Annotated in this window: 14 protein-coding genes; 1 reads left to right on the forward strand and 13 read right to left on the reverse strand. The window is 36.8% G+C overall.

Annotation, left to right across the window (positions count from 1 at the left end; genetic code table 11):
• Positions 1 to 21 precede the first annotated feature (21 nt).
• From P0077_RS17135 to P0077_RS17185, 11 genes are all read right to left on the reverse strand, one after another.
• Entirely contained in the window at positions 22 to 765 is a 744-nt protein-coding gene (locus tag P0077_RS17135; protein ID WP_276166429.1) for an SDR family NAD(P)-dependent oxidoreductase, read from the reverse strand.
• A gap of 4 nt (positions 766 to 769) precedes the next feature.
• Positions 770 to 1,348: a DUF4334 domain-containing protein gene (locus P0077_RS17140; protein WP_276166430.1), complete on the reverse strand. Its 579-nt coding sequence runs from the start codon at positions 1,346 to 1,348 to the stop codon at positions 770 to 772.
• Positions 1,349 to 1,620: 272 nt separating this feature from the next.
• A complete protein-coding gene (locus P0077_RS17145; RefSeq protein WP_276166431.1) occupies positions 1,621 to 2,202 on the reverse strand; it encodes a Crp/Fnr family transcriptional regulator in 582 nt (193 codons plus the stop codon).
• A 117-nt stretch (positions 2,203 to 2,319) separates the two neighbouring features.
• The gene (locus P0077_RS17150; RefSeq protein ID WP_276166432.1) at positions 2,320 to 3,438 is read right to left on the reverse strand and encodes an aminotransferase class I/II-fold pyridoxal phosphate-dependent enzyme; all 1,119 of its coding nucleotides are present in this window, start codon (positions 3,436 to 3,438) and stop codon (positions 2,320 to 2,322) included.
• A 4-nt stretch (positions 3,439 to 3,442) separates the two neighbouring features.
• On the reverse strand, positions 3,443 to 4,405 hold the full coding sequence (locus P0077_RS17155; RefSeq protein ID WP_276166433.1) for a Rossmann-fold NAD(P)-binding domain-containing protein: 963 nt from the start codon (positions 4,403 to 4,405) through the stop codon (positions 3,443 to 3,445).
• Positions 4,406 to 4,662: 257 nt separating this feature from the next.
• A complete protein-coding gene (locus P0077_RS17160; protein ID WP_276166434.1) occupies positions 4,663 to 6,213 on the reverse strand; it encodes an IS1182 family transposase in 1,551 nt (516 codons plus the stop codon).
• Between the two features lie 203 nt (positions 6,214 to 6,416).
• The gene (locus P0077_RS17165) at positions 6,417 to 7,238 is read right to left on the reverse strand and encodes a helix-turn-helix domain-containing protein (RefSeq protein WP_349293005.1); all 822 of its coding nucleotides are present in this window, start codon (positions 7,236 to 7,238) and stop codon (positions 6,417 to 6,419) included.
• A 97-nt stretch (positions 7,239 to 7,335) separates the two neighbouring features.
• Positions 7,336 to 8,169 carry an SDR family NAD(P)-dependent oxidoreductase gene (locus P0077_RS17170; protein WP_276166436.1) on the reverse strand — a complete coding sequence of 278 codons (834 nt, stop codon included), beginning with the start codon at positions 8,167 to 8,169 and terminating at the stop codon, positions 7,336 to 7,338.
• 767 nt (positions 8,170 to 8,936) lie between these two features.
• Entirely contained in the window at positions 8,937 to 9,248 is a 312-nt protein-coding gene (locus P0077_RS17175) for a helix-turn-helix domain-containing protein (RefSeq protein WP_432422811.1), read from the reverse strand.
• A 31-nt stretch (positions 9,249 to 9,279) separates the two neighbouring features.
• Entirely contained in the window at positions 9,280 to 9,612 is a 333-nt protein-coding gene (locus P0077_RS17180; protein WP_276166438.1) for a type II toxin-antitoxin system RelE/ParE family toxin, read from the reverse strand.
• Between the two features lie 722 nt (positions 9,613 to 10,334).
• On the reverse strand, positions 10,335 to 11,441 hold the full coding sequence (locus tag P0077_RS17185; RefSeq protein ID WP_276166439.1) for a tyrosine-type recombinase/integrase: 1,107 nt from the start codon (positions 11,439 to 11,441) through the stop codon (positions 10,335 to 10,337).
• A gap of 91 nt (positions 11,442 to 11,532) precedes the next feature.
• On the opposite strand from P0077_RS17185, the gene P0077_RS17190 reads away from it, so the two are divergent.
• Positions 11,533 to 11,919: a hypothetical protein gene (locus tag P0077_RS17190; protein WP_276166440.1), complete on the forward strand. Its 387-nt coding sequence runs from the start codon at positions 11,533 to 11,535 to the stop codon at positions 11,917 to 11,919.
• A gap of 383 nt (positions 11,920 to 12,302) precedes the next feature.
• On the opposite strand, the gene P0077_RS17195 is transcribed toward P0077_RS17190, so the two are convergent.
• Both P0077_RS17195 and P0077_RS17200 read right to left on the reverse strand, forming a co-directional pair.
• Positions 12,303 to 13,088, reverse strand: a complete 786-nt coding sequence (locus P0077_RS17195; RefSeq protein WP_276166441.1) for a hypothetical protein — start codon at positions 13,086 to 13,088, stop codon at positions 12,303 to 12,305.
• Entirely contained in the window at positions 13,085 to 14,482 is a 1,398-nt protein-coding gene (locus tag P0077_RS17200; RefSeq protein ID WP_276166442.1) for a tyrosine-type recombinase/integrase, read from the reverse strand. The genes P0077_RS17195 and P0077_RS17200 overlap by 4 nt, the downstream gene beginning before the upstream one ends.
• Between the last annotated feature and the right edge of the window lie 160 nt (positions 14,483 to 14,642).

The raw sequence follows: 14,642 nt of genomic DNA on the forward strand, positions 1-14,642 counted from the left end.
ATTATGTTTATTAATTGATATTTACATAAATCTATTTAAAAACGCCATAATACCGGCAGCACCTGGATAGCAGATTTTTTTTCCTTTTTTAATGCTTTTTTCCACGGCATTTACAACAGCTTCAGGGGAAGAGGTCATATATTTTTTGAAGAACGTAGTATTAAACATATCGGGTTGATCTGTTTCTTCTGCTTGTTTTAAGAGCGGTGTATTTACAGCTGGCGGACAAACCAATAATATTCTAACTTTAGACTTTTTGTTTTCTTCGATTAATACTTTGGTGTAAAAATTATTAGCGCTTTTTGTAGCACCATAGGCACCAAATTTAGGAGTAACCAACATACCCGCAGTAGAACCGTAAATAATGACATCTCCACTGTTTCTTTTTAACATTTCAGGCACTACAGTTTGGCATATATTAACCATTCCACAGTAATTGATTAGCATTAACTTATTGATATGTTCTGCGGTTAAATCCTTCAGTAAACCAGCAGGCATAATCCCAGCGCAATTAAATAAACGATCTATAGGTCCAAAGTCAGTAATCACTTTGTTAATTACTTCTCGTACTAATTCAATATTTGTTACATCACAATAGTAGGGGTGTATGTTCGCTGATCGTGAAGCTGTTTCTTCTAATCCTTTTTCATTTACATCTAAAATGGCAACTATAGCGCCTTCTTCTGTAGCTAATTTTGTGGCATGTAATTGTCCTATGCCACTTGCTCCTCCAGAAATCAATACTATTTTATCCTTGAATTTCATATGCTTAGAATTTTATTTGGTAGTTAGACTCATTATCTCTTTCTAATACAAAAGCATAAGGAAAATTTGGAGAATCTCCTTTTTTGTCCATAAGTCCCAATACGGTATTCTCATCAATTTTTACAAAATGATCATTAATAGGCTTATCATCATATTGCATTGTTGCCGTTGCTTTTCCTCTATACTCAATCATTCTTAGCCGAGCACCAGACTTTTTTGTTTGTAAAAACGGCTTTGCTAATGACATTAATACACCTATAATATTATTAGGAACTTTTACATCCATAGAAAGTTTCTTAGGATTTACAGCATATAATTGAGTTTTATTCTTAGCAAAGAAAACTAACGGATGTACTTCTTCGGGAGATTTAAATACTTTTCCATACCAGCCAGAAGGGACTAACATACCATCTAAAGAATGGCCTGTTTTAATTTCATAACCTTTCCAACGACCTGTCATAAAATCTAAGTTTACAGGTTCTAATTGGTCATAAATTCTTAATACGTCAGAAACATCTCCTTCTCTATTACTTAATATTTCGTTTAAGAGTTCCGTGTTTACTTTTTTATTATTTGTGTCCATAATTGCTATTTTAACTACTTGTACATAATTGAGTAAATAACTCTAATACAAAAGTATAATAGCGTTCAAAGTAAATAACGCACCATATGGTGCAAATAGGTTTTATGGGTTTGGTTGTGTTTTAAAAATTACATTTTTATGCGAAGGGAGATGGGCAATACTTTTTATTTTTAAATATTTAAATCAGCAAGATCTTTATTGATTAACATAATATTTAACTATGGTTGTACATATAAGATAGATGCTATTTTGGTATAAAAAATGAGGGTTTATTATTGTTTTGAAAAAACACGTCTAAATGTGTTTCTATGAATTCCTAAATAGGAAGCAATATGCGAATAAGGAAATAATTCAAAGGCTTTAGGTTTATACTTTTGCAGTAATTTTATTTTTTCTTCTGCTGAACCAAGTTGTAATATCTTGCTTCTTTGCAATGCATATTGAAATTGCTGTTTTATAAGTAACATTTCTAAATGAAGAAAACGAGGATAATCTGTGTAAAGGTTTATGATATCATTGATATAAAAAAAACCTACAAAGGATTCTTCCTGAAATTTAATATTTAAATTAGAGTTTTCATTTTGTAAATAACTCTCATAATTAAAAAGAATATCTTGATTATTGGGATAAAAGAAGTTTTTTATAACTTCTTCTCCATTATCATCCATTTTATAAGAGTAAGCTGTCCCTTTAAATATTACGCCTATTTTTTCACACGGAGTTCCTTCTTTCAGAAAAAGGTCATTTCGTTTAAAGAAACACGTTGTTAAATGTTGCTCTAAAATAGACACTTCTTCATCCGTAAGGTTAAAATGAGGATATTTTTCATTTATATGTTCTGATATGTTTATCATTATATAACAAGTATGTTTTCATTTTTACATATTTGAAAATTTTAATACTATAGCATGCAATGAAATTAAATAATTTATCTAGGGCTTTTCATAGGATACATTGTTAGCTACCGTTTTTTAAATATCAAATCGTTCATTAAGAGCTTTACTTAAAATACTATACCCCTTTAAAAGTTCTTTCTTTTCAGCTCCGATTCCTATTCTAAAGTGATTATCCATTCCATATACATCACCTGCTAAAATAAAAACTCCTTTTTCTAAACGTAACCAATCTGATAACTCTGTCGAATTAATTGGGTAATTATATTTTATAAAAACCATTCCTCCTGCTTTTGGAGGTACAAAAGTTAATGAATTGCTATGTTCATCTGCCCATTGTTGAGTAATTTTGAGATTTTCGTTTAGCATTGAAATGTTTCTGTTTAAAACCTCTTTCCTTTTTTCTGGTTGTAAAACTATTTCTCCTATTTTATGACTTAAAATCCCAGCTGTTAATGAAGTATAATCATGATAAGCCCAAGTATCAGCAATTAATTCTTCTGGGCCTACTAGCCAGCCTAAACGTAAACCAGGAAGCGCATATGCTTTTGAAAGCCCGCCATTTACCATTACTTTATCGTACATTCCATAAAAACTATGCTTTTCAATACCATCTAAATCTGCTCCTTTGTAAACTTCATCACAATAAATCCAAGCATCATATTTTTTAGCTATTTCAACTACAGATTTCATCTCGTTTTCTGTTAGTACATATCCAGTAGGATTGTTAGGGTTGCATAGAGCAATCATTTTTGTTTTAGAATTCATTTTAGATTCTAATTCTTCCAAATCAGGTTTCCAGTTATTTTCTTCTCTTAAATGAAATTTTTTAGGAGTACATCCCATTTCTTCAACAATACCCCAAATTTGCATATAATTTGGTACCATCATTACCATTTCGTCTCCTGGTTTTAAAATGGTATGACAAGCAATAAAGTTAGCTTCTGCAGAACCATTAGTTACTAAAACATTATCTTCATTACAATTAGGATATAGTGAAGAAACAATTTGTCTTAATGGTATTGAACCATTAGTTTGTCCATACCCTAAAACCGTAGAAGAAAGCATTTTTATTTGGTCTACGCTCAATAACTCCTCTAAGGTATATGGATGAAAACCACTTTCGGTTAAATTAATTGGAACTGTATTCTCATATAAGGATTGAATACGTTCAAGGTCAAAAGTTCTAATGTTCATAATCTTAAATTTTATAGTTATTAATTATTGCGGTCGCTATCATAATGTCTTGTACCGCCACTCCTGTTAAATCTGCGACGGTTATTTGATTGTCGTTTTGTCTACCCAATGTTGGGTCTTTTATAATATTTCCTAATTCACGAAGTGTGTCTTTACTTAAGCAATTATTTTGTCTTGCTTTATAGATTTCGCCTCTCGTTTTAGATTGCTCAATACTATCTGAGATTACTATGTCTGCTTTTTTTATGATGTCTGTGTCTAATTCCATTTTTTCGGAAGTGTCAGAACCTATAGCAGTAATGTGCGTCCCTTTTTTGATTTGTGATGAAAACAATAGTGGCGTTGTAGACGGAGTAGTAGTAATAATAATGTTACAGTTGTGAGCTAATTCCGGTATAGAAGGAGCTATTGTAATGTTATAATTAGAGTCTTTAAAAATATCTTTGAAAGCTTTTACCTTTTCTGCTGTTCTCCCCCAAACAAATATTTCTTTACAATTACTAACAGTATGAAGGTATTTTAATTGAAGTTCTGCTTGTATACCTGTTCCAATAATCCCAATTCTGATATTGTGTTTAGGAGCTAAATATTTTAGGGTAATCATACTAGCAATAGCAGTTCTAATATCTGTAAGGTGTCCTTCATCTAGCAGAATCGCTTTAAGCACACCAGTTTTTTGACTAAAAGCCAACATTAAACCTTGACTTGATTTTAACCCTATTTTTGGATTTTCATAAAAGCCAGAAGCTACTTTTATTACATAATACGGTTGATTAATGATATAACCATATTTAATATGCGATTCACCTCTTGGGTTTTCGAAAAGTAATTCTCCTACTGGAGGAACAATAGCCTTATTAGAAGATAAGGAGACAAAGCCTTCTTCTATTAAAGGTATTAAATTTAAATTTTTTAAGGTATTTGTTACTTCGGATAAGGATAAAACTAATGGTGCTTTTGTATTCATTCTAATAAAAATTTAATTTTATTAGAGTAGCACTATTTAGTTGTGCAAGAATGAAACTTATTTTCCAAAATCTTCTCTAATGATAAAAATAAGTTCAACACAAATAATGTGTCTAAAATTCTCCTGAAGCAAATATAAAAAAATTACAAAAAAGAATCTTTATAATTGAGTTTGTTTCTTGTAAACATATTTTAGGACGGGTCATAATGGTAGCTAACGGCAGTCTGTCTCAAAACCACCTTTTATTTTGAATAAATTTACACAATTTGGGATATACGAGATATGGGCCTGAAAGATGGGGGGATTTTCATAAATTCGGATATATGGGACAGGACCCCATCTTTCAGCCTTTTAACGGTTAGAAGAGGCTTTTTTAAGATGTTCGTTCGGTGATTTTCCCTGATTTCGGGCTTCCAACCTAATTTGATAAGTCTTTTTAAATTATACGCCAATGCAATAAGCCCAAAGTCTGCACCGGCCGCAGGGATTCCCTTTTTGGTGATGATGTGGTCAAAGCCCCATTGCCTTTTTATGGTACCGAAAGGATGTTCGACAAGGGCCTGCCGTTTTTTGTAAACATCTGGTTGCTCCTCTACCCTACGGGCGTTACGTTCGATAAACGTTGTGAATTCGCTGCGCTGCAATATCTTTCCATTTTGCTTTGCCGATGTGCATCGGTTGCGCACCGGGCAATTTTTGCACGCTTTCGTTTTGTATTGTTTGAACCGATAGTTGCGTGCCCTGTACCAGTTTCCGTTACTGGTAAGCTCATGGCGCTGTGGGCAGCGATAGCTGTCCCGTTGTGGGTCGTAGTTGAAATGTTCGGCATTATATGCCGGGTCCGGTGCCTGGCTGGCACGGCCGATACCGGGCACGGCCACCAGGGTGTCGACCCCAAGGTCGTCGGCCACCTTGAACTCGCTTCCGGTATGGTAGCCTTTGTCATATAATGCGGTAAAAGCGTTGGTGCTCAAAATGGCCTTTGCCCTTCTGAGCATACCGCCCATGGCCTTTTTGTCGTTTTGGTTGGTGATCTTGTAATCGATCAGGAGCTTATGGTCGGCATCCACCGTTGTCTGTGCGGTATAACAGACTTCCGTTATGGTGCCCCTGACGATTTGGTGGCGGCTATCGGGATCGCTTGTGGATATCTGTGGGTTTTCCGTGGAGGTGTCCGCCCGTAGTTCCTCTTGGATACGGAGATATCTTTCCCTTTGTCGTTCCCTGTTTTCTGCCAGTTTACGGATATCCTCCTTTCGGTCGCCGTCCGCCTCGGCCAGCTCCTGTTGGTGTTCTTCGAGCTTTTTATCGATGTATTCCAGGTGGCGTGCGACCTTCTTTAGGTTAAAGTTGTTCTTTTTGCTGTTCTGCGCCCTGAGTTTGGTGGAATCTCCGGCAATGAGGATTGCGCCGATCAGCTCGTGGTTCCTGGCTATGGACACCGTGGCTCGGAACACCCGTTTTATCGCCTTGGGATTGTCCTTTCTAAAACGGGCAATAGTATTATGGTCTGGTTTTAGGTTGCCGAGCAGCCACATCAGTTCGATGTTGCGGGCACACTCCAACTCTAAATTTCTGGACGAACGTATCCGGTTCAAATACCCATAGATGTAAAGCTTCAAGAGATCGGCGGGGTCATAGGGCGGACGCCCTTGCGATGCCATGGGCCCAAACCCTAAGGCCTGTAGGTCCAGACCGTCCACAAAACGGTCAATGGTGCGTGCCGAATTTTCCTCGGCGATCATATCATCCAAACAAGTGGTGTAGAGGGTAAGCTGGGTACGGGATTGTTTCTGTTGATACTCCATACTTAAAGATAAGGAATATCGAACCTTGCGAGGTAAAGCTATCTTTAAGTATTGAGACAGTCTGACGGTTGCGTATATGAAAAGTAGCGGTTTTTACGCACGGACTTTTCGGTTTGATACTGATTATAAATTTATGAAAATCACTTTGGATTAAGCAATTCAACCGCTATTTTTTATATACTTTGTTAGCGGTAGTAATTTTTTCAATTAAATGATGCCCTGAATTGCAATGGTGTTTGTTGTGTGTTTTTTTTAAACATAGTACTGAATGATTGAGGGTATTCAAACCCCAAATCATAAGCGATTTCCTTTATACTTAAATTAGTTGTGGAAAGCAGTTCTTTCGCTCTTTCAACTATGGATTCTTGAATATGGGTTTGTGCATTTCTACCGGTAGCATTTTTTAATAAATCACTCAAATAATTGGGAGAGATATTGAGTTTCTCTGCAAAATAGTTGACCGTTGGAACACCCGATAGTGTAGCATCACTTTTTAGGTACGCATCCATTAATTTTTCCATTTTTACTACAATGTCCTTATTCACAGAACTTCGTGTCAAAAACTGCCTATTGTGAAAACGCTTTGCGTAATTGAGAAGCAAGTCAATGTGCGATACTATTAAATCCTGACTATAATGGTCAATGTTATTTTTTAGTTCATCCTGCATTTGATGCATCAGTGACATAATGATATTGTCCTCTTTTTCAGAAAGGTGAAGCGCTTCTGCGGTAGAATAGTAGAAGAATCCATAATTACCTATAATCTTACCTAATTGATAATGTCGTATAAGATCAGGTTTAAAAACCATCATATATCCTGACACGGGGTCATCCACAGGATTCGTGACAGAAAAGATTTGACCTGGCTTGGTAAAACTCATCAGGCCTTCATCAAAATCATAATGACCTTGTCCGTACCTAAACTTGCCTGAAGCCTCTTTTTTAATAGCTACACAATAGAAATCATAATAAAAGCTGCTCCAAATTTCATTGGAATAGAATTTCAAATGCTCAAAATCAATCACGCTTATCAAAGGATGAATTGGTTTTGGTAAATTGAATAATCTATGAAGTTCAGATATTGACTCAATTTTATATGGAGCAGCTTTTTTCACACTATTTTTATTCAAAATCAGTTGATAAAGATAAGGCTTTCCATTTTTCCATTTCTTCCTTTTCGTTTTTACGAACTTCCAAAATGGCATTGTAACTATCAGAACCTAAAGGAAGATGCAAGGGAGGATTCGGCATTTCTATAAGTTTAAGTACTACCTCTGCTAATTTTTTAGGATTCCCTAATTGTTTGCCATCGAACCCAATAAACTGTTCAACCTGCTTATTTAAATTATAGGTGTCAATTTTATTTTCCGCAACATTGAGTGTATCCTCATTCATAAAATTTGTACGAAATGTTCCTGGAGCAAGGATAGTTACTTTTATGCCAAAAGGAGCGACTTCTTGAGCAAGTGCCTCTGACAGTCCAATAACCGCATATTTAGATGCACTATAGCTTCCGTTAGCGGGATAACTCATATAACCCATCATAGACGCAGTATTGATGATATGCCCCGATTTTTGCTTACGTAAATGTGGGAGGACATTTCTAATAATATTGGTCATTGCAAAAACATTTACATCCATTGTTTTTCTAAATTCGGCATCACTTATTTCTTCAATATTACCCAACAGGTTATACCCTGCATTATTGACCACAACATCTATTTGTCCAAATTCATCTATGCCTTTTGAAATCGCATTTTCAACATCTTTTTCATTAGTGATGTCCAGCTTTATTGGAAGCAAATTTCCTTCTTGTTCTTCAATTTTTTCCAAAAGCGTGTCCGTATTTCGAGAAGTTGCAATGACTTTACCGCCATTACTTAAAACCGCTTTTGTGATTTCAAGTCCCATCCCTTTAGACGCTCCTGTAATGAACCAAACTTTCTGTTTACTCATAATATTTGTTTTTTCACAAATTTACGGGGCATACAGATTTATAAAGTTTTCAAATCAAGGATAAATGTATTTAAATTCAGGATTTTAGTTGATTTGTCTTATTACCGCTAACGGTTAGTATATGAAGCGTAGCGACCGAATGGGAGCTATGATTTCATATACAGTGTGTGTGCCCAGTATGGGCATCTTTTAACTACAGAAAAGTAGTTAATTAATCTAGAGGCTGCAAGTCCCTTATGCGCTGGAGTAACGTCTGGAAGCATTAGTAAGTCGCAAGGGTGGTAACCGTGAGGTTACATCTGAAGAAAGCGAGACTACAAAACTCGGTACTGACGAACAGGAACCGTATACAGAGGCATATTTACTTGGGTAAGCACGCACATCATTGTAACGCCCCAAGATTACAAAAGGGTAAGTATGTAGATACGGCAGGGATCGAGAGAAAGAAGATGTTCTTACCTGGGGAGGTCTCCAAAGTTACGTGTAGCTACATGGAGAAGTCAGCAGAGGTCATAGTACTTACGGGAAACGAGCTAGTACCCTAGAGGTCTCACAAACAAGGAAGGACCGAACGTAATTCTCTTCAAAATTCGCATAGGAGCACATGTTGTAGCCTATGCCTAAATTAGAAGATAGTGCCAAGGGTGAAAAGAGCCTTGGTTTGATGATTTACGAACCGCCGTATACGAGACCCGTACGTACGGTGGTGTGAGGGGGGCACTCCGTCATTTGATGGCGGAGCCATCCACTCGATTGTCATTAGTGCTTTACGCTACTTTGAATTCAAATTCGTTCATTTCCACACTAAATCGAACGTTAGCCTTTAATGCTCGAAATACTTTTAAAATGGTTTCGATAGTCACATTCTTTGTATTTCGTTCCAATTTTGATATTTGCGATTTTTGAACTCCAATTAATTCTCCAAGTTGTTCTTGTGTCAAATTCCTTTCTTTTCGGACAGACTTAATCATATCGCCGAGCACTTCCATTCGCAAGTCAAATTCGTATTTGTCTCGTTCTGGTGTTCCAACTTTTCCGATGTCCTTGTCCTTCATTTGGTCAAGTGTCATCATTTTCATTTTTTTGTTTTTCGTTGCCATAATTTCAATGTTATAGGTCAAAATATTCAGCTCTAATTTTCAATGCTTTCTCTATTTGTGATTTTGGAACTTTACTCACTTTTTTAACCATTCCGTGAGTTGACAAAACAAAAGTTTCGGTTTTGTCCGTTTTATCCCAAAAAGCAAAAAGTCTGTATTGAATTCCTTGATAAAGCGTTCTGAATTCCCAAATATCATCTGTCAGTTTTTTAAACAGTTTTGGGTCATTTTCGAGTTTCGCTTTATCCAAATTGTAATAGATTTTCTTTTTGGCTTTTGCATCTATTTTACTCATAAAGTCTATAGCCTGCTCAAGAAAAACTACCTCAAATTTTGGTTTCATTCAGTTTATTTTGTCGATTTACTTAAGTAAAGATAACAAAAAAGTTGAATTATATGGAAACTTTTATTGATTTGCCTCGCATTACTGGCAACGCCTGAGCTAAGATTAGTGCGGAACTAAGGAAACTGTAAAGTTTCCGTCTTCGCGCTAAGACAAAGCTTTTTGTTTGCGTTTATTTTTTCAATATTAAAATGTCAAATCAAACAGATTTGACGACCTTATAAAATTACGCAAACCATTTGATTAAACACCAAAGCCCCGCATTAATTCTTAGGTTTTGTTGACCGTAGCTTACAGCGCAAACCTTATTCTCAAGGAAAAAGAAAGGAACAATCCGCGTAGATTTTGCCGCATTTGCCATACTGAGCCAGACTTTTGTAAACACAGAAATATGCTTAAAACTCCAATATAACTTCGTTGAATATGACAAACCACAAGTCAGACTGGGAAACGATTCCGTAGAGATTACGTGCTGGCGGCAAAAGGATTTTACTCTTAGTTGCTCTTTATAAAACCCAAAACACTTTTAAAGGACATATTTTAGCTTTATAAAGCGTAGTTTTTTGTTGTGCTGATAAACGAACTGCTTATGAATCTATTTCGTCAAACTATTGGGTAAACAACAAAAAAGGAGGGAAACTCTTAGTTGGCATTTTTTAATATGTATGTTACGGTCAACGTAGGAATATAGATCATATGATCTATATATATATTATGCGGAACTAAGATAAGAGATTTTTTATGCTTTTAAACGAGGTTTCTGCCACATGGGTGTAAACTTCCGTGGTTTTGGTACTACTGTTGCCTAGCAGCAGTTGAATGTGCCTTATATCAGTGCCGTTTTCAAGAAGGTGGGTAGCAAAGCTATGACGTAACATGATGCCCGGTCTCATGGCAGCCATATAGGTAATTTTTAATACACTTGAAGCGGTATAGGCTTTTTGACCGGGGCCTTCAAATAGATAGTGCTGTGGTCTATACTCTTTGTAATAAGCACGTAGTTCTTTTAAGAGTGTGGGGCTTAGGACGGTCATTCTATCTTTATTGCCCTTGGTCGCCTTAACGCAGATAAGCATTCGCTTTCCATCTATATCGTCTATTTTTAAGTTCAGAAGCTCACTTCTTCTAAGGCCTGCCGAATATAATAGGGAAATGATACAGCGATGTTTTAAGTTGCGGGTATACTCAATAAGGCTTAGAACTTCTTCTTTTGAAAGTACTTTGGGCAGTTGTTTTTGTTTAATGGGCCGTTCAATGTTATAGAAGCGGTTGGGCATACCCATGACCACCTCAAAATAGAATTTGATGCTGTTGACTGCTTGGTTTAAATAAGAGTGTGAACGGACATCCCTTGTTAGCTTTTGCAAATACTTCCTTACCTCTATCTCAGTAATGGCATTGGGTGGTATGCCGTGAAAATGATTTATAAAGGTTTCAAAATGGTGTACGTAGGTCTTTACCGTATTTTCCGCATATCTGCTTAATTCCAACTTGTCCAGGTACTCTTCCGGACATCTTTTAAAACCTTCTTTCAGCTCCCTGTTCCTGTACCAGTTTATGTTATGGGGTTTGTCTGGGTTTAGTCCATGGCTATTCTCGAAAAAATAATTTCCGTTTATCCAGACCTCTCCACGAAATGTACTCCAAAGTGTACTAAGGTTGGTTTTATTGTTGAGGACATGATACATGCCATATTCCTGGCTCCAACATATGTGTGGTAATTTCTCCACAAGCGCTTGGATTACTTTATCAGATTTGAACTGGAGTCCAATATGTTTTACGTTATTTATCAATAAATGTTTTAACGTAATGCTTCTACCTTTAAACATGTTATTTTTTTTCCAAGTTCATTAATAAAAATGATTTAATCGTATCTTAATCGAATAATGTTCGCATAAAGATTCACTTAAGTTTATGGAAATGAGACTACAACATGAGTGTTTGTACTGTAAAAAGCCACTTACGGGTAGAACGGATAAAAAATATTGCAATCTACATTGCAAGAGTGCTTTCCAATATCAAAAAGAAAAGGAAAGACCGGAACGCTTTTACAATAAAGTAGACAATCAGCTAAAACTGAACCGGAAGATTCTTAAACAATATAACAAAGGGGGCAAGGTAACGATAAGATGTAAGGTTCTTTCGGAGCAGGGATTCGATTCCAACTTTTTCACCCACTATTGGAAGAACAAAAAGGGAGACGTATATTTTTTTATTTATGAATACGGTTTCTTGAAAAAAATCGAATATGGAAAAGAAAAATACATTCTGGTTACCTGGCAAGATTATATGAACAAGGGAATGTAACGGGAGGAATAGAAGTTAATTGATTGTTTATCAATATAATTGGCATTGGCAGTAAACTTGGGTTGTTGTTTCAGTATGTCGTTCGCTAAGGTATGGTTGACCCTCCTTTGCCCGTAGCGCATTACAAAAATAGGGTTACTATTAATATTCTTTTTAAAATATATGGTTAAAGTAACTAAGTAATTAACCATAAGGGGGCAACCATAGCTATGGTGCTCCTGAATGTGTATTTGGACAAAATAAGGTTACTTTTTATAGCTTATATGGTGGTATCTAAAAAAAGTATGGTTATATTTTATGTGGTTAAAAAGCTTAGTAGGATATTAGGCCAATATAATTTAGGACAGTATAAGACAACCATATTTTGGCCTATGCCTATGGTGCTATTTAGACGACTTGGAGAAAACCGAATTTAACAGGAAGTCTATGGCTTCGTCATCGGAAATGATAGCGTCTTTTTTCTTACGTTCTGTACTTTTCTCCTTTAGTTGTTGAACAGTGTGCAGTTTATTCTCAATTTTCTTGGGTGGGTCGTCCACCGTTTCAAATTGAAATTGCTCGTTCAAGGTCAATAGGATCCCAAGTGATGCCTCAAATTTTAATGTTTCGTTCAGTACAGGAAACTTATCTATTAGGGAATCTTCAAAATATGCAACGTTTCCGATCAGGAAGTGGGCCAGGGGCACTGGACATTCTGTGGCAAGACGCTCCTGTAGTGCCTCCTTCCGCAGCTCAAAGAGCTCTACTTTCTTAGCTCTACGTATGCTTAGGTGTCCATTGGGCAAATTTACAGGCTTCAGTATATCAAATTCATTTTTAATGGCAAGTTGGGCAATTCTTTTGTAATGCTCCAAAGCAACTTTTCGAGTATCCGGTTCATCCAGCCCCATCATATCCTCTTCATACACATAATAAAACCCAATGAGGCTATTTTCAATTATATCTTGATACACATCCACTATAAACCCATAAAACTCCTCGGTCATGTTAGGGTCGGGAACATAAACGGTTTCACTGTTCTTGGGGGAAATGGCATTAGGTCTTCCATTAACGGACAGTGGTATTCTTGTTACTTCTTGGAGTATTCCCCTTGAGAGCTGTATACGAGTGAGCTCGTCCATTGTCAACGAGTTCAGGTCCAAATTCTTTAAAAGTCCAAAGTAACTCATTTGTCGGTTTTGTTGATGGATCGGTTCAATAGGTTTGAGTAATCCTGGGGTAGTTCGGCATCTATGTCCCTAAGGTATTTTTCAAGTGCATCAAGGGTGGCATGGCCCGTAATGAGCATCAGTTTGCTTTTAACCTCTTCAGGCGTCCCCGTTTTTATCATCTCACGGTAGAGCATGGTTATATACGTATGTCTGAAACTGTACAGCCCATATTCATTGCCCAAATTAAAATGGTCTTTTACTTTTTTAAAGCGTTTGGAAAAGTAGTTCCGTTTGTCGTTATCGGCAAGGTTCCATTCTCCGCCAAAGCCTTGTGGAGTGAACAGGGAATGTTTGGCGTCCATCTTGGAAAGGTCCGGCAATTGCCCAAGCATTATATCGGGTATGATCTTTATCTTAACAGGTTTGTTCTTGGCTTTGACATATATTTTCTTGTCATTGATGTCAATATCACCTACTTTAAGGCGACATATTTCTATAGGCCTCAACATATTATAGCTGACCATTTGGACGAACATCCGCATCAAAAGGTCATTGTTCATAAGATGTGAGTCAATTTCCGCCAACTGTTTGGGTGTGTAGGTCTTGTTTCGCTTCGGAACGGATTTCAGTATGTTTATCTTACGTATAAAGTTGTCATCGATTAGTTCATTGTTCTCCAAGGTGCCAAAGAGCGCACTGAGAGCGGTTCTGGTATTGTTCCTGTTTCTAGGACTGGAGGTGCGCAAAACATCGTTCAGGTGGCGCACTACGGTCTTTTTGTCAATGTTATTAATATCGGAAACATCCACCTCATTTTCGGCAAGCCATCTTTCAAACTTGGTTATTCGACTTTTCTGCTTCTTGAACGAATTATCGTTCAATGTGCTCTCTTTAATGTTTAGGCCCAGTTCGAATGCTTCGGCCACTGAAACTTTGTTCTCGTCCACCACATTGTTTTCTATTTCTGAAATAGGTACTGGATTTGGTTTAGCGTTTTCATTGGCAAGGTCAATACGCTCTCTATTTCCTGCTGCTGTAGATTCATTTTCCACTTCTTTCTTCGCTGGAAAGTTGTTTATGGGGCGTTCTTCTTTTATTGCTCTCCTTCTAAATTCGTCTTCTAACTCTGTATTGTCTCTATAAGGGTCGAATCCGGCTTCCAATAACAGAAGGAGGTTTCGTTGTAGCACTTTTAAGAACTGTAAACGTTTAGTTTTTCCTTTGAAGCGGTTGGCTCCGGCTTTGATAAAAGGTTGCTTTTTTAGTTTGCCGGTATCAGGGTCCCTGAAAGAGAAATATACAAACCAGGCTTTTGCAAGGGCATCGTTGCGTTGCTTTTTGTCAAGGGCGGACCATTGGGTGATATCGACACCACCTGTAAAGATTTTAGGTTCGGTGTAGTTCAATTTCATTTTAAAAGTGTTTACGTTTTCGTTTACGGAACGTAATAAAAGGGAAATACAAGGCATAAAAAAACGGATTGTAGTACGCAATCCGTTAGTTTACAGCATTTTAAGCCTTGTAGCGAGAGGGGGGCACGATCCCCCGACCTCCGGGTTATGAAATCGGTCA

This window comes from Zobellia alginiliquefaciens (assembly GCF_029323795.1).
GTDB classification, from domain to species: domain Bacteria; phylum Bacteroidota; class Bacteroidia; order Flavobacteriales; family Flavobacteriaceae; genus Zobellia; species Zobellia alginiliquefaciens.